At 68.7% G+C, this 21,476-nt stretch carries 21 protein-coding genes and 1 pseudogene; 10 read left to right on the plus strand and 12 right to left on the minus strand.

From position 1 onward, the window contains the following. The first annotated feature begins 103 nt into the window (after positions 1–103). Positions 104–3,856: a S8 family serine peptidase gene (locus tag OG568_RS05060; protein ID WP_329530478.1), complete on the plus strand. Its 3,753-nt coding sequence runs from the start codon at positions 104–106 to the stop codon at positions 3,854–3,856. 299 nt (positions 3,857–4,155) lie between these two features. Here OG568_RS05060 and OG568_RS05065 read toward each other — a convergent pair whose 3' ends face one another. From OG568_RS05065 to OG568_RS05090, 6 genes are all read right to left on the minus strand, one after another. Beyond that, a complete protein-coding gene (locus OG568_RS05065; protein WP_329530479.1) occupies positions 4,156–4,902 on the minus strand; it encodes a hypothetical protein in 747 nt (248 codons plus the stop codon). A gap of 9 nt (positions 4,903–4,911) precedes the next feature. Next, positions 4,912–5,136 carry a transposase gene (locus OG568_RS05070; protein WP_329530480.1) on the minus strand — a complete coding sequence of 75 codons (225 nt, stop codon included), beginning with the start codon at positions 5,134–5,136 and terminating at the stop codon, positions 4,912–4,914. 22 nt (positions 5,137–5,158) lie between these two features. Then, the gene (locus tag OG568_RS05075; RefSeq protein ID WP_329530481.1) at positions 5,159–6,166 is read right to left on the minus strand and encodes an IS3 family transposase; all 1,008 of its coding nucleotides are present in this window, start codon (positions 6,164–6,166) and stop codon (positions 5,159–5,161) included. A 136-nt stretch (positions 6,167–6,302) separates the two neighbouring features. After that, positions 6,303–7,553, minus strand: a complete 1,251-nt coding sequence (locus tag OG568_RS05080; RefSeq protein ID WP_329530482.1) for an IS110 family transposase — start codon at positions 7,551–7,553, stop codon at positions 6,303–6,305. Positions 7,554–7,820: 267 nt separating this feature from the next. Next, positions 7,821–8,204 carry a hypothetical protein gene (locus tag OG568_RS05085; protein WP_329530483.1) on the minus strand — a complete coding sequence of 128 codons (384 nt, stop codon included), beginning with the start codon at positions 8,202–8,204 and terminating at the stop codon, positions 7,821–7,823. Between the two features lie 56 nt (positions 8,205–8,260). Further along, entirely contained in the window at positions 8,261–8,743 is a 483-nt protein-coding gene (locus OG568_RS05090) for an IS701 family transposase (protein ID WP_329530484.1), read from the minus strand. 588 nt (positions 8,744–9,331) lie between these two features. On the opposite strand from OG568_RS05090, the gene OG568_RS61265 reads away from it, so the two are divergent. Then, on the plus strand, positions 9,332–9,523 hold the full coding sequence (locus tag OG568_RS61265; protein WP_443077548.1) for a hypothetical protein: 192 nt from the start codon (positions 9,332–9,334) through the stop codon (positions 9,521–9,523). Between the two features lie 53 nt (positions 9,524–9,576). On the opposite strand, the gene OG568_RS05100 is transcribed toward OG568_RS61265, so the two are convergent. Next, positions 9,577–10,188 carry a DivIVA domain-containing protein gene (locus OG568_RS05100; RefSeq protein WP_329530485.1) on the minus strand — a complete coding sequence of 204 codons (612 nt, stop codon included), beginning with the start codon at positions 10,186–10,188 and terminating at the stop codon, positions 9,577–9,579. Between the two features lie 10 nt (positions 10,189–10,198). Continuing rightward, on the minus strand, positions 10,199–11,503 hold the full coding sequence (locus OG568_RS05105; RefSeq protein ID WP_329530486.1) for a globin domain-containing protein: 1,305 nt from the start codon (positions 11,501–11,503) through the stop codon (positions 10,199–10,201). Between the two features lie 63 nt (positions 11,504–11,566). Here OG568_RS05105 and OG568_RS05110 point away from each other — a divergent pair, with 63 nt between their 5' ends. Both OG568_RS05110 and OG568_RS05115 read left to right on the plus strand, forming a co-directional pair. Then, the gene (locus tag OG568_RS05110) at positions 11,567–12,457 is read left to right on the plus strand and encodes an IS3 family transposase (protein WP_329530487.1); all 891 of its coding nucleotides are present in this window, start codon (positions 11,567–11,569) and stop codon (positions 12,455–12,457) included. A 220-nt stretch (positions 12,458–12,677) separates the two neighbouring features. Beyond that, a pseudogene (locus tag OG568_RS05115) lies at positions 12,678–13,707 on the plus strand (IS110 family transposase). Between the two features lie 166 nt (positions 13,708–13,873). On the opposite strand, the gene OG568_RS05120 reads toward OG568_RS05115, so the two are convergent. From OG568_RS05120 to OG568_RS61270, 3 genes are all read right to left on the minus strand, one after another. Continuing rightward, positions 13,874–14,272: a DDE-type integrase/transposase/recombinase gene (locus OG568_RS05120; RefSeq protein WP_329530489.1), complete on the minus strand. Its 399-nt coding sequence runs from the start codon at positions 14,270–14,272 to the stop codon at positions 13,874–13,876. Between the two features lie 3 nt (positions 14,273–14,275). Next, on the minus strand, positions 14,276–14,770 hold the full coding sequence (locus OG568_RS05125) for an IS3 family transposase (RefSeq protein ID WP_329530490.1): 495 nt from the start codon (positions 14,768–14,770) through the stop codon (positions 14,276–14,278). 110 nt (positions 14,771–14,880) lie between these two features. Continuing rightward, a complete protein-coding gene (locus OG568_RS61270) occupies positions 14,881–15,114 on the minus strand; it encodes a transposase (protein WP_443077549.1) in 234 nt (77 codons plus the stop codon). 149 nt (positions 15,115–15,263) lie between these two features. Here OG568_RS61270 and OG568_RS05130 point away from each other — a divergent pair, with 149 nt between their 5' ends. From OG568_RS05130 to OG568_RS05155, 6 genes are all read left to right on the plus strand, one after another. Beyond that, the gene (locus tag OG568_RS05130) at positions 15,264–16,133 is read left to right on the plus strand and encodes an alpha/beta fold hydrolase (RefSeq protein WP_329530491.1); all 870 of its coding nucleotides are present in this window, start codon (positions 15,264–15,266) and stop codon (positions 16,131–16,133) included. 102 nt (positions 16,134–16,235) lie between these two features. Further along, entirely contained in the window at positions 16,236–17,267 is a 1,032-nt protein-coding gene (locus OG568_RS05135; protein ID WP_329530492.1) for an alpha/beta fold hydrolase, read from the plus strand. Continuing rightward, positions 17,264–17,515: a hexameric tyrosine-coordinated heme protein gene (locus OG568_RS05140; protein WP_329530493.1), complete on the plus strand. Its 252-nt coding sequence runs from the start codon at positions 17,264–17,266 to the stop codon at positions 17,513–17,515. The genes OG568_RS05135 and OG568_RS05140 overlap by 4 nt, the downstream gene beginning before the upstream one ends. 142 nt (positions 17,516–17,657) lie before the next feature. Beyond that, positions 17,658–18,014: a WhiB family transcriptional regulator gene (locus OG568_RS05145; RefSeq protein WP_329530494.1), complete on the plus strand. Its 357-nt coding sequence runs from the start codon at positions 17,658–17,660 to the stop codon at positions 18,012–18,014. Between the two features lie 176 nt (positions 18,015–18,190). Then, positions 18,191–18,991, plus strand: a complete 801-nt coding sequence (locus tag OG568_RS05150) for an alpha/beta hydrolase (protein ID WP_329530495.1) — start codon at positions 18,191–18,193, stop codon at positions 18,989–18,991. Between the two features lie 120 nt (positions 18,992–19,111). Continuing rightward, positions 19,112–20,578: an aldehyde dehydrogenase family protein gene (locus OG568_RS05155; RefSeq protein WP_329530496.1), complete on the plus strand. Its 1,467-nt coding sequence runs from the start codon at positions 19,112–19,114 to the stop codon at positions 20,576–20,578. Between the two features lie 94 nt (positions 20,579–20,672). On the opposite strand, the gene OG568_RS05160 is transcribed toward OG568_RS05155, so the two are convergent. Then, positions 20,673–20,966, minus strand: coding sequence for a WhiB family transcriptional regulator (locus OG568_RS05160; RefSeq protein WP_329530497.1), 294 nt, complete (start codon positions 20,964–20,966; stop codon positions 20,673–20,675). Between the last annotated feature and the right edge of the window lie 510 nt (positions 20,967–21,476).

Raw genomic sequence — 21,476 nt, forward strand, 5'->3', positions numbered from 1 at the left:
GAGCGGTCAATCGCCCCACGATACAGAGCGATCACTCTTGTCGACGGTTGAACATTGAACGATAATCAGCCAATTACTCATTCGTTCGACATAAGAGGAAACGTTGCTCTCCACCCCCTCCGGGAGACCCTGGGCCGCGGCACTGGGCGCTGTCCTGCTCGCCACCGCGGGCCTCACTCCAGCTGTCGCACACGCGGCACCCGTCGCCGACACTCCGGCCCACCCCGCCAGGGCCGTGCAGGCGGCCCCCACTCTGCCGGGCTCTCACACCGTCACCCTGATCACGGGTGACGTGGTGACGGTCGGCCGCACCGGATCGGCCGGCGGTTCCATCCAGGTCCGGCAGGCCGACGGCGCCCCGTCGACCGCCAGGATCGAGGAGCGGAACGGTCATCTCTACGTTCTGCCCCGGGCCGCCGACCACTATCTGGCCACCAACCGTCTGGACCGGCGCCTGTTCGACGTCACCCAGCTCATCGCCGACGGCTTCGACGACCAACACCGCCCGCAGCTGCCGCTGATCGTCTCCTACACCGACGCCGCCGTCCGATCGCGCACCACCGGTGTGCCCGAAGGAGCCGCGAAGTCACGGGTCCTCGACGCTGTCCAGGGCGCCGCGCTCACCGAGAGCCGAAGCCACGCGGCGGACTTCTGGGCGTCCGTCACCGCCGTACCGTCCGGCTCCCGTACGGACCGCCCCACCGGAGGTTTCCGGCAGGGCATCGGCCACATCTGGCTCGACGGTCGGGTCCACGCCCAACTGGCCGACAGCACGGCTCAGATCGGTGCCCCGGAGGTCTGGAAGGGCGGCAACACCGGAAAGGGCGTCGACGTCGCCGTCCTGGACACCGGTATCGACACCGGGCACCCCGACCTCGTCGGGAAGACCGTCGCGTCCCAGGACTTCACCGGTGGAGACGACGTCACCGACCGCAACGGCCACGGAACCCACGTCGCGTCCACCATCGCCGGCACCGGAGCCGCCTCGGACGGCCGCGAACGCGGTGTCGCACCCGACGCCGGCCTCATCGTCGGCAAGGTCCTCGACAAGTCGGGAGCGGGCGCCGAATCGGGCATCGTGGCGGCCATGGAGTGGGCCGTGCGCGACCAGCACGCCAAAATCGTCAGCATGAGCCTCGGCAGCGGCCCCACCGAGGGAAACGACCCGATGAGCCAGGCCGTCAACGCCCTGAGCGCCGAGACCGGTGCCCTCTTCGTCATCGCGGCGGGCAACTCGGGGCCGGCCGAGGGCACCGTCTCCGCACCCGGTACCGCCGACGCCGCCCTGACGGTCGGCGCCGTGGACGCGCACGACAAGGTGGCGGACTTCTCCAGCCGCGGACCGCGCCTCGGAGACCGCGCCCTCAAACCCGAGATCACCGCGCCCGGAGTCGACATCTCCGCCGCCCGCTCCCAGTACATCGACGCCGGGTCGGGCTACTACCAGACGCTCAGCGGCACTTCCATGGCGACGCCGCACGTCGCCGGAGCGGCGGCCCTGCTCGCCGCCCAGCATCCCTCCTGGACGGGCCGGCAGCTCAAGGACGCGCTGGTCAGCACCGTGAAGCCGACCCCCGGGGCGACCGCTTCCGAAGGCGGCAACGGACGCGTGGACATCGCCGCCGCCACCCGCGCCTCGGTGGTGGCCACCGGTACCGCCTACGTTCCCGTCGACGACGCCGCCCCCGCCGGAGGGGTCCGGCGCGAGGTCACCTGGTCCAACAGCGCCGCCACACCGGTGACGCTGCACCTGGGCATCGACGCGGGGTCCGCGCCGGCCGGACTGTTCTCCCTCGACCGCACCGACGTCACGGTCCCCGCCGGCGGTACCGCGAGCGCCACCCTGACGGTGGACACCTCCCGCACCACGTCGACCACGCACACCGGGCAGATCACGGCCACGGCCTCCGACGGCACCACCGCCACCCGTACCCTCATCGGGGTGGGCCGCATCGTCCACTACCACCTGCTGACCATCAGCGTGAAGGACCGCGACGGCTCGCCCATGCCCTACTCGCAGTTCCAGCTCAGCAGCGGCGACACGGACTACCCCCCGACCTACGAGGCGGACGAGAACGGCACCCGGACCCTGCGCGTGCCCGAAGGCGTCTACTCCACGCTGAGCTATCTCGAGACCACCGGCTCCCACGGCCCGAACTCCCTGGGCATGGCGCTCGTCGGATCGCCCGAGGTGAACGTCGACCACGACATGTCCGTGGTGCTCGACATCTCCCGGACCCGAGAGGTCAAGGCGCTCACCCCGAAGCCGAGCGTCCCCGTCTACGCCCGGACCGAGTACTACCGTTCGCTGGGCACCAACTCCTGGCGGATCGCCCAGGACCTGGGCGAGGTCTACGACACGCTCTGGGCCGAACCCGTCCCCAAGAACGTCCAGGAGGGCGACTTCTGGTTCACCGCCAGGGCCCGCATGACGCAGCCCTGGCTCACCCTGTCGTCCGACGGAACCACCTATGACGATCTGACGCGTCAGATCAACACCGCCCGGCTGCCCGAGGGCACCTCGGACCTCCCCGTCGTCTTCGCCGGGGACGGACTCGCCGCGGACTACCGTGACCTCAAGGCGAAGGGCCGCATCGTCCTGGTCCGCCGCAGCCTCGACCAGTGGACCCGCAGCGCACAGGTGGAGGCCGCAGCGAAGGCCGGCGCCAAGCTCCTCCTCGTCGTCAACCAGTACGGCGGGCGCGGCGTCGACCGGTACTTCGACTCCGTCGGGAACAACGCCGGCGTCGAGGTCGCCCTCATGGGCAAGGACGAGGGCGAGCAGCTGATCCAGCAGGTCCAGGCGCACCACGTCACCCTCCGCATGGAGTCCCACCCCTTCCCCGACTACCTCTACGACCTGGAGAACACCCAGCACGGCTCCCTCCCCGCCGACAGCCTCGTCCAGCGCCCCCGCACCCGCGATCTGGCCCGAGTCGACACCCGCTTCCGTTCGACCGCGGTGGACACCACCGCGGGCGAGTACCGCTTCGACGCGGTCCCCTACTCGGACTGGAACCTGGGCGCCATGCTCCCCTCCGCGCCGCAGGGCGACCGCACCGACTGGGTCACGCCCGGCGGACCGGAGCGCTGGACACAGCAGGCGTTCGTCGACGGCCAGCAGATGCAGTACGGCCCCTACCGGCAGTACCAGCGGGGGAGCACGCAGACGGACGAGTGGTTCGGTCCGCTGCAGCGCCCCCGGCTGACCGACGGTTATCCGCTGCCGCGCCGCGCCGGCTCCACGTTCCGGATCGAGGTACCGAGTTGGGGAGGGACCGACCACACCGGTCTGAACCTGCAGAGCCCCAACCTGCAGCAGGCCACGACGACCCTTTGGCAGGGTGACACCCGCCTCGCGCAGGAGGACTCGACGACTCGCATCGAGGTCGAGGCCCCCTCCGCCGCGACACTGCCCTACCGGCTGACGGTGGACGCCCACCAGGACGCCTCGGTCAGCCCGTACGCGTCGAAGACCAGCACCGAGTGGGGCTTCCGCTCGGCGGCCTCCCAGAGCGCGGACGAGGCCGAGCCGCTGCCCCTGGTCCAGTTGGACTACGCGGTCGGCCTCGACGACGGGGGCCGGGCCCGGCGCATCGCCGACCTGACGGTCACCTCCTCCTTCCCCGGCGGGGTCACCACCGGCGGCAGGATCGGCCGGCCGACGCTCCAGCTCTCCTACGACGAAGGAGCCACCTGGCACACCGCACGGCTCACCGCGGACGGCCACGGCGGCTGGCGGACCTCCCTCCAGGCACCGGCGCACGCGCGGACGGTCTCGCTGCGCGCCTCCGCCGACGACTCGGCGGGCGACTCCGTTCGGCAGACCGTGATGCGGGCCTTCGGCCTGCGCTGAGCGGACCGCCCCGAACCGAGGCGGTCCCGACGCACCACCACCAGGAGGGGCCCGCCGAGCGGCGGGCCCCTCCGTCGTCCTCCCACGGCGCACCGCGGCGGCCTTCATCGTCCTCGGGCCGCACCACAGCCGGAGCCGAACCGGCGCAGAAAACAGGTCGACACCACCCGCCCGTCCCGAACTCCCGCGCATCCTGCGAGCCTTCGTCCTGCCACCGCCTGACACCGCCGCGGGAACGAGATCACCCCAGCCGCATGGCCACGAAGTACAGCTGCCGTGTCAGTCCCTTCAGTTGTAGTTCAGGGCGAGTTCGCGAGTCCGGCGTCTGCGATGATGCCCGTTGGCGTCGGCCTGGTGATGTCGTCGCCAGCGTGACCACCACAGTCCGTGGGCGGCCCGACCGTGCTCGGGTGGGGGTGGCGGGTGGATGAGCGTAAGGAGCTTGCGGATCTCGGCCGCGGTGTAGGGGATGAGCTGTTCGGGGCTGATGATGTCCTCGTGCTCCCCCCTTTGGGCTCCTCATCAGGCTCGTCACCGCTGAGGGCTTCCCGGAGCGGTGCGGGGGCGTCGGCGTCGTCTGTGGCGGCCTGTACCGCCAGGAATGCGGCGGCCGGCATCGACAGGGTGATGTGCCGGTACCAGCCGTGCCAGTGGCGCACCTCGTAGTCGGCCAGCCCGCACTGATGCTTGCCGAGTTTGATCGCGTCTTCCACCCGCCAGCGCGCGCCGGCGACGTGGGCCAGGTGTTCCGGCGGGGTGCCGGACGGGCCCCAAGCCAGGTAGTAGTCGAGGTCGTCGGGCGTTTCGGGGCGGCGTCGGGCGATCATCCATCGGCTCGGCCAGGGCTGCCCCCGCACCGCGCTGCCCACGGGCTCCTCCGGGTCGGCGATCCGGCGGACCCACCACTGCCACCAGCGGGAGCCGGTCTGGCTCGGGCCGGCTTCGATCAGCTGCCACTCGCTGTCGTCCGCGGCGGCGGCCAGCTTGTCGATACGCCGCCAGCCCGGTCGGGGCAGCACTGTCTGGGCGCTGGAAACGTTGACCACGTACGGCAGTTAGCGGCTCTCGGCGAAGGAGCGGAAGCCGCCGTCACGACCGTAGACCTCGTCGGCGGCCAGCCAGGTGTTCTCCGGAAGCCCGGGGAGAATCCGGTCGATCATCTTCTCGGCGAGGCGGGGTTTGGTGGCGAAGCCGACGGTCTCGGGCACCTGCGCAGCCGCGCACCGCTCGCGATCGCCTGTCCAGACTTGCGGCAGGTAGATCTCCCCGGAAGATTTCAAGTCCAGTGAGACGGTCGTGACGCTATGAGGTTTGTGGTGCGGGTTCCCTGCGCTTGGCCGGGTCGTTGATCCACGCCTTCTGAGGTATTTCGGGTGGTCGGGGGCGGCGGCCGAAGCGTTCGGGGTGGCGGGCGTATGCCTCGGCGAGGGTGACGGCCCGCTGGTCGCGGACCTCCTCGGCGGTCCCGAAGTGAACGGATGCCGGCGTGTGCCAGCCGATGCCCGAATGCCGGTGCTCATGGTTGTAGTACGCGATGAAGGCGTCGAACCACTCGCGGGCATGGGCCAGGGAGTCGAAGCGTTCGGGATAGTCGGACATGTACTTCGTGGTCTTGAACTGAGCCTCCGAATAGGGATTGTCGTTGGAGACCTTCGGCCGCGAGTGTGACCTCGCCACTCCCAGGTCGATCAGCAGCTGGGAGACTTTCCTGGAAGTCATCGACGTGCCCCGGTCGGCGTGCACGGTCTCGGGCACGATGCCATTGCGTGTGATGGTCTCTCGGATCAACTCCTCAGCCCGTGACGCCGATTCGGCCGCCTCGACGGTGTGACCGACGATGTACCGGCTGAAGATGTCGATGATGACGTAGGCGTGATACCAGATGCCCTTGACCGGTCCGGCCGCCTTGGTGATGTCCCAGGTGAACACCTGCGAGGGCCCGGTGGCGACCAGCTCGGGCACCGTCTTGGCGGGATGGGTGGCCTGGCGGCGGCGCTCACCGGTCTGCCCCTTTTCACGCAGGATCCGGTACATCGTGGAGACGGAGCAGTGATAGCGTCCGGCATCCAGCTCGCGGGCCCAGATCTGCGCGGGTGGCAGCTCGGCGTATTCGCCGCTGTTCATCAACTCCAGTACCGCAGCCCGCTCTTCGGCCGCGAGGGCCGAGGGCTGGACCTGCGGCGAGCGGGGCTTGCGTGCTGGCGGGGGCTGCAGCCGACGGTAGTGGGTGGCCCTCGACCGGCCGGTCAGCCGGCACGCCGCCGTCACGCCCAGCCTGCCCTCGACGCCAGTGAACGCGTCATCGGCCACCGGGTCGGCGGCAGCCTTCAGTCCGCGCTCTCGGAGATCATTTCCAAGAGCGCGGAAGCTGAGATGTGAATCCGGGGTCCCACGGGCATCTTTAAGTGCGGCCTCGCCGCGAGGCCGCACTCCTGTCGAGCCCGGTTCAGGCGGGTCCGGTTCCTGCGGGTCCGATGGTGACGTCGAAACCGAGGGCTTCGAGCTGGGCGGTCAGCCGCCTGGCGCGTTGCTCGGGGCTGAATCGCCTCGCTGCCCAGTCGGGGCCCAACTCCCGGTAGGGCACCTGGTCGTGGACGATGTGCCAGTAGGCCACGACGATGTCGTGGCGGGTCGCACCGAGAGCCTTGAAGCCGCCCGCCCGGCCTTTGATCTGCATGTGATGCGCGTGCAGGTAGGTGCCCTTGGCCTTGACCGCGCCCCAGGCCGCTTCGGTCAGCGCGGCCTTCAGCCACTTCGGACCGGGCCGGCTGCGTCCGCCCCTGCGCTTGCCGCCCGAAGCATGATTGCCCGGACAAACCCCCGCCCAGGAGGCAAGATGAGCCGAGGACGGGAACGCCGACATGTCCAGACCGATCTCGGCGATCAGCACCTGGGCGACCTTCGCCCCGACCCCGGGGATGGTCTGGATCAGCTCCAGGACCTCCTGGTGCGGGGCTAGCCGGATCGCGATCTCCGCATCGTAGGCGTCGAGCCGCTGCTCCAGCCCGTCGATATGCGCCAGCAGACCGCGCACGATGACACCGTGGTGCTCGATACGGAAGCGGTGCTCGAGAGCCTCCTCCAGAGCCTCCCGCTTCGAGCGGAGCCGTCCCTTGGCCAGCGCGGCCAGCTCCACCGGCGAGGTCACCCCGTCCAGCAGCGCCTCCAGCACGGCCCGCGCCGTCTTCGACCACACCTGCGAGGCCACCGAGGTCAGCTTGATACCGGCGTCCTGCAGTACCTTCTCTAGCCGCTGGATCACCCGCACCCGCTCCTGGGACACCGCCGTACGCGCCCGCGTCAGATCCCGCAGCTCACGAAACTCCTGCACCGGCACGAACGACGGCCGCACCAGACCGCACTCCAGGATCCGGGCGATCCACACCGAATCAGCGACATCGGTCTTGCGGCCGGGCACGTTCCGCAGATGTGCCGCGTTCACCAGCCAGCAGGTGAACCGCCCCTCCAGCGCGGCGAAGACGGGCTTCCAGTACACCCCCGTCGCTTCCATGCCGACCAGCTCCACCCCCTCGCAGACCAGCCAGTCGCCCAGGTCGGCCAGCGCGCGCACGGTGGTCTTGAAGGTCCGGGTCTCCGTTGCCCGTGAACCTCTGCGCTGCCCCGGCCAGCGCACCGTCGCCACCGCCGTGTCCCGGTGCACGTCCAGTCCGGCACACCGCTCGAAGATCACCTGCATGCCCGGCCTCCTCCGTGACAGCACCCATCAACGTGCCGCCCGGAAGGGGCCTACTGATCCAAAGAGTCTGAGATTCGCGCTCGCAGCAGCAGTCAACAATCCCTCAAGCCCCAGCGTCATACTTTTCCCCGGACTCGTGGATACCAAGCGTCACCGACGTCTGCCCGGGCCGCACCCCACCAGCATGCGAACGGCGCCACAGAGCACTCAACCCGCGCACAGAAGCCAACCACCCACCGGCCAGAAGCCGTTACGCGCCCCGGATTCTCATCCTGCCACGGTGCCGGCGCACAGCGCCGTCATGGGTACTTTTCCCATGACCTCCAACGCGGCCTTGTTCCGCGCCAGTTCCTTCTCCAGACGCTCCACCTGGCGTCGAAGCTTCTCGTTCTCCGTCTCGGCGGCCGACCTCTTCGGCCGGGCCGGACTGGTGCGCTTGTCGACCAGCTTCTCCAGCGCCCCGGCATCCCGCGCGGCCCGCCACTCCTTCACGTGCGAGTGATACAGGCGCTCGCGGCGCAGGACCGCGCCCTTCTCGTTCTCGGGTGCGGCGTCGTACTCGGCCACGATCCGCAGCTTGTACTCCGGACTGAAGGAGCGGCGCTTCGGCCGGGGGGCCGGGTCGGATCCGGCGGGCTTGGTGCTGGTCATGAGAGGGTGGTTCTCCTGTCGTGCCCTCTCAGGCTAACCCGCCGAAGCGGAACGTCTCACCCAAGGCTGACAGAGAGGGCCCGGTCGACCAGGGTTGCCCCGCGGGTGGTGGCCCAGGCCGCGCACACCCCGATCTGGCAAGGAAAGACGCCGCCGAGTGAGCCGGTGAACTGCCGGGCCACGCCAACAGAAGTCTTGCCCTTCTTGGCGAACCCGGTCTCATCGATGACCAGCACCCCTCCCGCGCTGTCGGCCAGCCCGTCCAGCGCATACCGGCGGACGCGGTCGCGCAGCTCATCGACGTCCCACTTCGCCCGGTCCAGTAAGTGCTGCTGCCCGTCGGGGCGCCGCCAGCCGGCGTACTCGGCCAGCTGCCAGCCATTCTTGCGGGAGACCGGGCCCAACAGCCCGCGCACACACGCCTTCGCCCGCCGCCGCAGATCCGCCCGGGGGAAGACGTCGCCGACCTGTCGCAGCAACTCCCCCAACTCAGCATCCCACCCGGCTACTTGTGCCACATCGCCGGACCAGTCGTCCATAACAGGGAGTTACCCTGTGAACCTGATCGGCGAACTACAACTGAAGGGTCAGTCGCACGGAGCAGTTGGTGAACGCTGACCTGAGCAGCCGTATTCACACCAGTCATGGTTATTGGGTTTCTGCTGGTGGGGAGTGAAGTCCGCTTCGGAGACTCAGCGTTGGGGCGTCATGCTGCTTCTTGATCGAGCGGAGGCGGCCAGTGCCGTCGGTGCTGGGTCCATGGGAGGCGAAGGAGTCGGCCGCGCGGGAAGCGGTCGAGCGGGCGCGGGAGGAAGCGGCCCGGATCGCTGGTGTGCTCGATGACGCCGAGTGGGCTGTTGAACGGCTGGTCTTCGCCCGGGAAGCGGTGGTGGAGGTGTTGGCCGAGCCGGTCGCCAAAGCCGTGGACGTGGGGGGGAGGCAGCGACGGGCACCGCTGCGATGGATCGCCTGTTCCCCGGCGGAGCGAGCACCTGACCAGCGGGGTCCTCGCGCCGGAGTACCAGCGAAGACCCGGGTCCCACGCCGGGAGGTCGTGGCACGTCACCCGGCCGCGCCATGATTTTGCTCCGGGTGCAGTGGCGCCACCTGCCCGAACGGTTCGGGCCGTGGAAGACGGTCTACGAACGCGGCTGCGGCCGGCCGACGGCACCTGGGAACGCCTGCTTCAGCAGGTCCAGGCCCAGGCCGACGCCGCGGGCGACCTCGACTGGGACATCTCGGTCGGCTCAACCATGATGGCCCAGGCCCATGACGCCTCGTCTTCGTCACGGGTGACGTCGAACTCGCCAGATCGGTGAACTTCGTCCACCGCACACACGGAGGCCGATGCCTCTGCATCCGCCATGACTTTTCAAGCCAGCCGGGGATCTGGAGCCGCTCCCCTCGTGTCGACCACGACCGTCGCCATCGGGGCCCGCTGAGCACTGATGGCGTCCACGTCCGCCATCAGCGCCTCGGCGGTCCTCCGCACCGCCGCCACGAGACGCTCCACACTCTCGTGGCCTGCCTCGCCCAGTCCCTGCGTCGTCGCCTGCGCCACCATCATCGAGGCCTGCTCGTGGCTTTGCCGCAGGATGGCCTCGGCCTGCGCCCGGGCGGCCTGCACGAGTCCCTTCGCCTGACGATGCGCGTTCGAGATGGTCTGGTCCGCCAGCTCCTGGGCGCGGGCCTGCTGCAGAACGGCGTCCACCCCGGGCACACCGATCGGTGTGGAATCGCCGGTGATGTTGTTGGCCCGTATCCAGTCCCGCTGGCGCTGCAAATCCACTCGTAGCCTGGTGTTGTCCTCGATCTGGTGGCCGAGCGCCTCGGCGGCACGGCGCAGGGTTGCATGCACGTCCTCCTCCACATATCCCCGCCGGGTCAGAGGGGCCCGGGGGAAAGTCATGGAGCGGAGTTCCTCCGGGGTCACCGGGCGGTCGAAGACGCTCTCGCCGCCTCCGGACTGAGTTGTCCCGTTCACGTTCCTCCGATCACCGTGCGTCTTCGAAATGCAGCAGCTCGCGCGAGATGCCTGCCTGCGCCAGTTCGCGCACCGTCGCGGAGACCATGCTCGGCGAGCCGCACACGTAGACGGCGCGCTGATCCCATCGGCCGCTCCGCAGCACGGGTCCGGCCACGCTCCGGTTCTCCAGGGTCCCCGCATCGGCACCGACCAGCGGATGCACCCGGAACCAGTGGTACGCCTGCTCCATGCCGTGTAGTGCGGGCAGGTCGTACAGCCCAGAGGCGTCACGTGCGGCAAAGAAGAGATCGACCTGCCTGTGCGCACCGAAGAGGGTCAGCTCCTCGACGAGCGCGCGCATGGGTGCCAGACCGGTACCGCCGGCCACCAACACCAGGTCCCGGCCCAGGGACCGCTCCAGGGTCAACGTATCCCCCATGGGGGCACCGAGCCGCACCACGTCTCCGAGTTGCAGCCCGTACACCACAGCGGGACTGACAATGCCACCGTCGACCGATCGCACATGCAGCTCTATGGTGTGGTTGCCGCGCGGCGCGTTGGCGGGCGTGAACGCCCGCCAGGTACTGGGCATTGTGGGCAGTTCGACCATGACCGACTGGCCGGGGGTGTACCGCATCGGCTGGGAGAGCTGCAGCGTGACGACCGCGAGGTCGAAGCCGCGGTGCTCGTGGTGGACGACCTCTGCATTCCACCAAGCCGGGTTGAGCTGCTTGTCCGCTTCGGCCGCCGCGATCATCGTCCGCGCGACGAGCGTGTAGGCCTCCGCCCACCCTCGCTCGAGTTCGGGTGTCCAGGCCTCGCCGAGGAAGTAGCCAAGGGTGGCGAGGAGGCTCTGGCCGACGACCTTGTAGTGCTGCTCCACCACATCGAACTTCCGGTGATCCCGGGCAAGTTGCTGCAGATACAGAGTCAGCTCGTCGACGCGGTCGACCTGGGCGACGATCCGGCCGAGGGCCGCCAGCAGCCGGTCCCGCTGGATGCCCATCGAGACCGGGAACATCGGTCTCACTTCAGGGGCAACCAGGAAGAGATGCGAGTAGAAGTACCGTGGAACCTCATCGCCCTGCCTGCAAACCGCCGCGAAGGACTCCCTGAGCGCCCGTGCGTCGATCATGTCGACATCCCAACCGTCGACGCCGCCCTGGGCAGTGGCATAGGCGTCGTTCGGGCAGCTCGGCCCCGCGTCATGGACTGTTCTCTTCTCGGTGTCTCCGGCATTGCTCCGGGTTGTCGCGAAGCACAGCTCCAAGCGACGACCACGTCCGCTGAATTGTGGAGTCTCCGGTGCACCCTGTCGTGTTCCGATCGCCATTCCTACCCGTTAGGTCGGAAAACTGTGCACGTTTGAGCATTCCCAGACGGCAGTCGCAGCGGTATGCCGTCTTCGGCGCCCACATCAGCTGCGGACCTGCCGGACGGCGTAGGGCCCCGTGCAAGAGCGGACCGGGGCGAGGTCGAGTCCGGCGAGCTGACCAGCGCCGAGCGCGAGGAGCTCAAGCGGCTACACAAGGAGGTCCGCGAACAGCAGCAGAACAATCGAGATCCTGAAAAAAGCGACGGTGAGGGAGAACGACCGGTGAGCGAGCTGTACCGGTTGGTTCACGCGGAGAAGGCGACTTACCCGATCGTCCTGCTGTGCCGGGTGCTGAAGGTCGCCCGCTCCTCCTACTACGCCTGGCGCGAGGGCGAGGCCGCCCGCTGCGCCCGTCAGGCCGCCGACGACGCGCTCGCGCAGGAGATCACCGTTCTGCACATCGCTTCCCGGCACACCTACGGTGTCCCGCGCATCCACGCCGAACTGCGCCGCCTGGGCCGGCGGGTGAACCGCAAGCGCGTCGCCCGCGTGATGCGTGAGCGCGACATCCGTGGCGTCACCCGGCGCAGGAGGCGTTCGTTGACCCGGCCGGATGCGAAGGCGAAGCCGGCCCCGGACCTGATCGGCCGTGATTTCCATGCCGAGCGTCCCGGGACCAAGCTGGTGGGCGACATCACCTACCTGCCCACCGCCGAGGGCTGGCTCTACCTCGCCTGCTGGCTGGACCTGGCCACCCGCGAGGTCGTCGGCTACGCCATGGCCGACCACCACCGCGCCGAACTCGTCGTCGACGCCCTCGACATGGCCCACGGCCGGGCTCATCTGGAGCCCGGCTACGTGATCCACAGCGATCGCGGCAGTGAATACACGTCGACCCAGTTCTGCCCCCGAAATGGGGGAGTTGGGGCTGCGGCACAGTTGCGGGCGCACCGGATCATGTTTCGACTGTGAGGATGATCGAGTGCCGTTCCGGGCGGTGGCCTGACCCGTGTTTCGACTGGCGTTGTTGCCTTGGCGTTGATCCGTCGGCCACAGCCTGGAGCGGTACTCGCTGCCGCCGGGCAGGGGATGTGTCCCGATAGGGGCCTTCGCGACAGGCACCGTCACAGTCTTGACCGCCCCGGCCCGGCGACGGCCACCGGCACCCGAAGCGATCAGGAGACCAGCGACCTTGCCCAGCATCACGCAGCCCACGGCCCCATGTCACGCCCCAGCCGAGGCCGAGGAGGACATCCTGCTCGGTGTTGACACCCACAAAGACGTCCACGCTGCGGCCGTCATCACCACGCTCGGCGCCGCTCTGGACGGCCGCAGCTTCCCGGCGACCGCCGAGGGATATCGTCAACTCCTGTCCTGGACACGCTCGTTCGGGATGCGAAGTCAACCAGCCCGACAAGGCCGCCCGACGGCGCCACGGCAAGACCGACGCCATCGATGCCGAAGCCGCCACCCGCGCCGTGTTGTCCGGTCGCGCCACCGCCGCAGCGAAGACGAGCGACGGCCCGGTGGAGATGCTGCGGCTGTTCAAGCTGGCGAAGGGGTCCGCGATCAAGTCCAGGACGCAGGCCATCAACCGGCTCAAGAGCGTTCTGGTCTGCGCCGATGCCGAACTTCGCGAGTCCCTGGCAGGGCTGAGCAACCCGAGACTGTTCCAACAGTGCGCTCTGCTCGCGGAGCCGGAAGTCTCCGGGCTGGCAGGCGCTGCGCGGCACACCTTGCGACTGCTGGCCCGCCGCATCCAGCGCCTGACCGAGGAGATCAACGACCTCAACAAGCGGATAGCAGAAGCGATCCGAGCGAGAACTCCGGGCCTGCTCGACGCCCACGGCGTCGGCCCGGACACCGCAGCAGCCCTGCTCATCTCGGCCGGTGACAACCCCGAACGCCTCGACAGCGAGGCATCCTTCGCCGCCCTGTGTGGCACCAGCCGGGTCGAGGCATCCTCCGGCAAGACTCAGCGCCGCAGACTCAACCGCGGCGGCGACCGCCAGGCCAAAGCCGCTCTCTACCGGATCGTCCTCAGCCGCCTGCGCTGGCCGGGCCCTTCCCAGGACTACCTGCGGCGACGCCTCGCGGAGGGCAAAACCAAACGCGAGATCATCCGCTGCCTCAAACGGTACGTCGCACGAGAGATCTACCGGCACATCGTCCCCGCAAACACCGCGGCACACCCCACGGAACCAGCCCGAGACGCCGCTTGACATCCATAGGGGCATCAACGCTGCCGCGGAGAGCTTCTGGGCTCTACTCAAAGAGGAGATCGGTACCCGTACCTGGCCCGACCGGGCCACAGCCCGAGCCGAGGTCTTCTCCTTCATCGAGACCTTCTACAACTGAAGTTTCCTCGTGATCTTGGGCACGTTGTCGTTACGCCGCGAGGGCTTGGTCTTGCCGGTAGCGCAGGCGTGTTTCGTGGGGCGTGAGGTAGCCCCAGTGGATGTGCTTGCGCAGACGGCGTCTGTTGTAGAAGGTCTCGACGAATTCGAAGATGTCGGCGCGGGCGGTGGCCCGGTCGGGCCAGAAGCGGGTGCCGATCTCCTCTTTGAGTACGGCCCAGAAGCTCTCCGCGGCGGCGTTGTCGAAGCAGCTCCCGGTCCGGCCCATGCTCTGCCGGTGTCCCAACTTGCTTATTTTGTCGCGGAGTTGTCCGGAGATGTATTCCGATCCGCGGTCGCTGTGGATCACGCAGCCGGGTTCCAGGCGGCCCAGTGCGGCGGCCATATCGAGGGCGTCGACGACGAGTTCAGCGCGATGGTGGTCGGCCATCGACTACCCGATGACTTCGCGCGTGGCCAGGTCCAGCCACGAGGCGAGGTAGAGCCAGCCCTCGGCCGTGGGGATGTAGGTGATGTGCCCGACGATCTTCGTTCCGGGGCGGGTGGCGGTGAAGTCCCGGCCGATCAGGTCCGGCGACGGGGCGGCTTTGGTGTCGGCCTTGGTCAGGCTGCGGCGGCCGGTGCGCCGGCTGTTCCCGGCGATGCCGTGTTCCCGCATGACCCGCGCCACCCGCTTGCGGTTGACCGGTCGGCCTCGCCGGCGCAGTTCGGCGGTAACGCGCGGGACGCCGTAGTTCCGCCGGGATGCGATGTGGATCACCGTGATCGCGTGCGCCAGGGCCTCATCCGCCCCCCGCCTCGCCTCGCGGGCTTCGGCGCCGGCCACCCACGCGTAGTAAGTAGAGCGGGCCGTCTTCATCACCTTGCACAGCAGCACGACCGTGTAGTTCGCCTTCTCCGCGTGGATGAACCGGCATATCTCGCTCACCGGTCGCTCTCCTTCGCGAAGAAGGCAGTGGCGGAGTCAACCGGTTGATGCAACAGCTTCCGCAGCCGCTTCAGCTCCTCGTCCCGGTCAGCGGCGCTCTGCCCGACCCGTCAGGCGGCGGGGACCAATCCGGTGTCCTGGGCAGCACTGGCCTTCTTCACCCAGCCCCGCAACGACTCCGAACTGACCCCGAGCTCCCGGGCGACCTCGGTCACCGTCCGGCCCGACGACGCACGAGCTCGATCGCGTCCCGCTTGTACTCGTCCGAGTAGCGATTCGTGTACTTGCTTCCCACCTGGCACTGCTTCCTCTGGGCTCTCACGTCCCAGTCTCCAGGTGTCCACGATCAAGGGGAAGCTTCACTCGCGGCCTGTGCCAAGACGCAGTCACCTGACGCAAGCGTGCCCTCTCCCGGCAGCCCTAGCGTCGGCACAGCGGCCAGGCGGAGCGGCACACTCCCGTCCGCTCCGGGCCGTTCAACGGAAGGAAGATCATGTCCTCGAACCTGCGGCGCTCCACCGCCGTGAACTGGAAGCGTCGTACCGTGACCATCACCGCAGGCCTGCTCGGGCTGGTGTCCGTCGGCACTGCCGCGGCCTCCGTCCCGCCTACGGCTGCGGACAGGGCCGCCGCAAGCGGCAGACCGACGATCGTGTTCGTGCATGGCGCCTTCGCCGACTCCACTGGATGGGACGCCGAGATCTCGCGGCTGCAGCGTCTCGGCTACCCGGTGCTCGCCGCGTCCGACCCGCTGCGCGGCCTCACCGGCGACGCCGACTATGTACGTTCGATCCTGGCTACGATCAGCGGCCCGATCGTGCTGGTCGGACACTCCTACGGCGGTGCGGTCATCACCAACGCCGCTCGTGGCGTCGCCAACGTCCAGGCGCTCGTGTACGTCGGCGCCTTCGTCCCGGACAAGGGCGAGAGCATCGCCACGGTGCTCGACCCGAACACTTACCCAGGGTCCCTCCTCGGGGCGGCCACGACAGACGTGCGCCAGTTCCCGAACCCGGCAGCGCCGGGCGGCACTGATGCCGACGTCTACATCAAGTCGGCGGACTTCCGGTCGGTGTTCGCCGCTGACGTGCGCGCGGGTACGGCGGCCCGGATGGCCGCGACTCAGCGACCGCTGTCGCTCACCGCCGAAACCGAGCCCTCAGGGTCCCCCGCATGGAAGACGGTTCCCAGCTGGGACCTGATCACGCTCAACGACAAGGCCGTTCCACCGGCCGGCCAGCGGTTCATGGCACAGCGGGCGCACGCCCACATCGAGACCGTCAACTCATCGCACGCGGTGATGGTCTCGCATCCCGACGCAGTGGTCCGGATCGTGCTCGAGGCCGTCGAGAACTCCGGCTGATCCTCTCTGCCCGCAGTGCCCTTCGATCCACGGCGCAGCAGGAACCGGCGGCGCAGTCAGTCGACTCAAGAGAATTCCGATTGGCATTTCTACGGTCATCACATGCAGACCCTCAAACGCCGTTGGCGTGTCGCCCTCTCGATGCTGGTGGCCGCAGCGCTCATCGCAGCGACGGCCTCGCTCGTCGCAACCTCCACGGCAGCCGCCTCCCCGAAGACGACGGGAGCGCGGCCGCCGACCGGATTCGTCGAACGCACCACCCACGTACACGGCATCGATGTGCACTATGTTCGCGGCGGTCATGGGCCGACCCTTGTACTTCTGCACGGTTACCCGGAGACGTGGTACGAGTGGAAATCGGTCATGCCCGCCCTCGCCAAGCACTACACCGTCATCGCACCCGACCTGCGCGGGGCCGGCGAATCCAGTGCACCGCACGCCGGCTACGACAAGAAGACGATGGCCGAGGACCTGCACGCGCTGCTCGTCCGTCTCGGCCTGACCCAGCACGTCAACCTGGTGGGCCACGACATCGGCACCATGGTGGCCTACTCCTACGCCGCCCAACACCGCGACGAGGTCGCCAAGTTGGTTCTCACGGAGGCACCGATACCGGACCAGAGCATCTACAACTTCCCGGCACTGACCCCCTCCGGACCCGGTTTCTGGAACTTCGGATTCTTCGACGTCACCAACGGCCTTCCCGAAGCGGTGGTCAAGGGGCGCGAGCAGACCTGGATAGACCGGTTCGTGGCCATGCTCGCCGTGCACAAGGACCGTGCCACCGAGCCCGCCGCGGTACGGGAGTACGCCCTGCGGCTGAGCGACGGCGCTCACCTGCGCGCGAGCTTCGAGTGGTTCCGGGCGCTCAACCAGGACGTCGCCGACAACAAGACGTACGCCAAGGAGCCGCTGGACATGCCGGTATTGGCTCTGGGAGCCGAGAGCAGTCTCGGAACGAGCGTTCCCGACCAGGTCCGCCACTACGCCCGACACGTCCAGGGCGGTGTGGTCGCCGACTCCGGTCACTGGATCTTCGAGGAACAGCCCCGGGAGATGACCCGCCTGCTGCTGAACTTCCTCGCCGAGTCCCAAACCCCCGACCGAATCGATACAGGAAGCCCGACATCATGAACCGAGTTCCCGACGAAGCGCTGATCCTGGTTCCCGGCGGTACGCTCATCACCGCTACCCCCGAAGAGGGGAGGGCCCTGGCCATAGCGATGGCACGCAACACCGTGCACACCATCCAACCCGACCTTGACGTACTCAAGGCAGGACGGCCGGGGTACGCAGGTGGCCCCGACGGACTGATCGCAGCCACCCAGGTCGTGGCACTGGAGTTCGCCACGATCGCGGCTGCCAACGATTACTGGCGCTGACCGGCCGGTCGTTCGGCGCCGGCGGCCCGGCCACCGGCGCCGAACGACCCTCGAACTCACGGAAATCATGACGCCTGGTTCATGGCTGTGGGCGTCGATCGACCCATGTGGCCACGGCCGCCGACTCCGAGGGAGTCATGCCATGAACATCCCCGATGCGGCAGAGACAACAGAGTTGCCGAACTCGGACCTCACCCTGCGGGCGAGGGAGTCCAGCGGTTCGCCCGCCGGTCAAGCGGCGGGCTGGTGGAAGAGGGCGCAGTGCCGTGGTGCTGACGCCGACAGCTTCTTTCCGCTCCCCAACGACCAGGACGCCGTTGAGCGCGCGCTCGAGATATGTGGCCGGTGCCCGGTCCGGAATCCGTGTCGGCGGTACGCCATGAGTCATCGCGAACGGCACGGAATCTGGGGTGGCTTGACAGAGACGACGCGCGAAACGCTCATGCGCAAGGCTTCAGCTGCCCGGAGAAGGAGAGAGACCACTCCCGCAGAGAGGTGAGAAGTCCCTGGCCACCGGTGGGACGCGGCCCGCTTCTCCGTGTCGGAACCTGCCCCACCGCCTGTTATGGGGCGGGACGCGCACAGTCGGATGACTCAAGCGGGAGACGCCGCCCACCCGAAAACATGCAGGCGTAGCGACATCCCCTGGAATCCTCTCTGCGAAGGGACCCTGTCATGGCCGGCAACGCCGCACCTGTCATCTTCATTCACGGCCTCTGGCTGCACGCCTCCTCTTGGGCGCCTTGGGAAGAGTTGTTCGAGGAGACGGGTTACCGCCCGCTCGCGCCCGGCTGGCCCGGCGTGGGGGAGACGGTCGAAGAGGCTCGCGCGAAACCCGAGAGCATCGCCGACCAGGGCATCGACGACGTAGTGGAGCACTATGCGGCCATCATCGCCGAGCTGCCCCAGCCGCCCATCCTCATAGGCCACTCCTTCGGTGGCATGATCGCCGAGAAGCTGCTGGGCCAGAACCGCGCGGCCGCCGCGATCGCCATCGACGCGGCACAGATCAGGGGCGTGCTCCCGCTGCCGCTTTCGGCGCTGCGCTCGACCTTTCCCGTGTTCAGCAGTCCGGCCAACAAGCACCGGGCGGTGTCGCTCACAGCTGAGCAATTTCGGTTCGCCTTCGGCAACGCGGTCAGCGCCGAGGAGTCGGACGAGCTGTACGAGCGGTGGACCATCCCAGCGCCGGGCAAACCCCTGTTCGAAGCCGCCGGAGCCAACTTCTCCGCGCACTCACCCGCGAAGGTCGACACCGGCAACGATGCCCGCGGGCCGCTGCTGCTGATCATGGGCGGCCAGGACCACACCGTGCCGGAGGCCATCACCAAGTCCACACTCAAGCAGTACCGCCATTCGACGGCCGTGACCGATCTCGTCGAGTTCCCCGACCGCGGTCACTCGCTCACCGTCGACAGCGGCTGGCGCGCGGTCGCCGACGCCTGCCTCGACTGGCTTGCACAGCAGGGCCTGTAGCGGACGTCCTTTGCCGCGGAACCGTGTACCGAGCAGGGGCGAAACGCCGCCGGTACGTCAACCCACCCGTCCCGGGGTCGGCCGGTCGCGCGCCGTGTGACCTCGCGAGGAGGAAACGTCATGTCCGACAAACCTGTCCCCTACGCCGGTTTCGACCGGATGCCGCTGGCCGGTGAGTGGCGCCACGGCGGCGCCGGTTCCGTGCTCAGCGACAGTAACCCCTACAGCGGCGAGATTCTCGCCGAGATCCCGCTGGCCGCTGAAGCGGACGTCGACCTCGCCTACCGCGGGGCACGCGAGGCGCAGCGCGCGTGGGCGCGGACCAGCCCCGAGCATCGGGCGGCGGTCTTCGAACGAGCCGCCGCCATCGTCATGGAGCGGGGGGACGAGCTCGCCGACTGGCTGACGTGCGAGATCGGCGCCACCCGCGCCCGGGCACGCGTGGAGGTCGACATCGTCGCCGCGGTCACCGCCGCCGCGGTCGGGCACACCGTCGATGTCGTCGATGTCGTCGGCACGGACGTCCCCGACAAGGAGAATCGGGTCTACCGCAAGCCCGCCGGGGTGGTCACCGTCATCAGCCCGTGGAACTTCCCGATGTATCTGTCCAACCGCTCCGTCGCCCCCGCGCTGGCGCTGGGCAACGCCGTCGTACTCAAGCCCGCCGAAGATTCCCCGGTCACCGGCGGCCTGCTGCTCGCCAAGGTGTACGAGGAGGCCGGGTTGCCGCCGGGCCTGCTCAGCGTGGTCGTCGGCCGGGGACGCGATGTGGGCGACCACCTCGTGCAGCACGAGATCCCGCGGGTGATTTCGTTCACCGGCTCCACTCCCGTGGGCCAGGGCATCGCCGCCAAGGCGGGCCTGAAGAAGCTCGCACTGGAGCTGGGCGGCAACGGTCCGCTGGTGGTGCTGGACGACGCCGACCTCGAGCGGGCCGTCGAATGCGCGGTGTTCGGCAGTTACTACCACCAGGGCCAGATCTGCATGGCGACCAACCGCGTCATCATCGACACCTCGGTGTACTACGAGTTCGTGGAGCGATTCGTCGAACGCGCCCGCGCACTGCGTACCGGCGACCCCCGAGAGGCATCCACCGAGATCGGACCCGTCATCAGCCACAAGCAGTTGGACGGCATTCGGGGGAAGGTCGCCGAATCGGTGGCAGGCGGGGCCAAACTGCTGCTCTCAGGCGAACCGACCGGCCCGACCGGCCGCGTGCTGCCGCCCCACGTACTCCTCGGCGACAACTACGTCACCACGGCCGCCGAGGAGGTCTTCGGCCCAGTCGCCACCCTCATCCGTGCCCACGACGAGGGCGACGCCCTCAGGATCGCCAACGACACCCGCTACGGCCTCTCCAGCGGCGTCTTCACCCGCGACGTGGAGCGCGGCCTGCGCTTCGCCCAGCAGGTGGAGGCCGGCATGACCCACATCAACGACACGACCGTGCACGACGATGTCCACGCCGCCTTCGGGGGCGAGAAGGCGTCCGGCATCGGCCGTTTCGGCGGCACATGGGTAGCCGACGACTTCACCACGCACCACTGGATCAGCATTCAGCACAAGCCGCGTCCACTGGTGTTCTGAGGCGTCGGCGGTGGTTTGACGGGGTGAGGCTCAGGCCAGGACCGCGGTGCGGCGTGACACACCCACTGCCGTCCTGGCCCGGACCGTTCAGGCGTCAGTCTGCTCGCGGTGGGGGCAGGGCCTTGCGACGGGGCAGGAACGGCTCGCGCTCCTTCTCGGTCAGTCCGCCCCAGAGACCGTACTGCTCCCCACTGCGCAGGGCCGTGCGGGCGCAGGCGGCCTTGACGGGGCAGCGCAGGCAGATGGCCCGGGCCTTCTCCTCCCGGGCGCGGCGCTGTCGGCCGCGCTCGCCTGTCGGGGAGAAGAAGACCGAGGTGTCCACTCCCCGGCAGCGCGCGTGACGCTGCCAGTCCCAGTAGTCAACGAGCGGGCGGTGTCTGGGGATCATGCTGTCTGCTCCTTGTCCTCCGGACGGCGCGGACCTCATCCGGCGTCGGGCACGGCGGGTCATGGCGATGTCCTCCCGGTGCTGGTGGGACGGGGTACACAGCATCGTGATCCGCACACCGTGGCGTCGGCTTCAGTCGGATGACTGACGCCCGTGCGGCGCCTCCGGTCCCCCATGGGGTCGGCATGCCCTGATCTTCCCGAATCGGCGGTCCGCGGCCTGGTGTCCGACCTACGTGCACACCGCCACGGGCGACCGGACTCGGCCCGCTGCCGTACCGGGTCTGGGTGCTGTGCGCAGTCACTCGACGCACGCACGGCACCGCTGATTCGGGGAGGCTGATTCCTGACGAAAAGGCAACAGCGCGCACCCGCACGAAGGAAGAACGTGGCCGGCGGTGCCGTCACCTGGGTGCTCTCGCGAGAGCTGCTGACCGCAGGCATCTGCGGATCCTTCTGTCGGGGCGGAGCGGTACCGCGCTCCTCGATGTCGCCGCCGCCCCGTACACGC

It is taken from the genome of Streptomyces sp. NBC_01450 (genome assembly GCF_036227505.1).
In the GTDB taxonomy this organism is placed as follows: domain Bacteria; phylum Actinomycetota; class Actinomycetes; order Streptomycetales; family Streptomycetaceae; genus Streptomyces.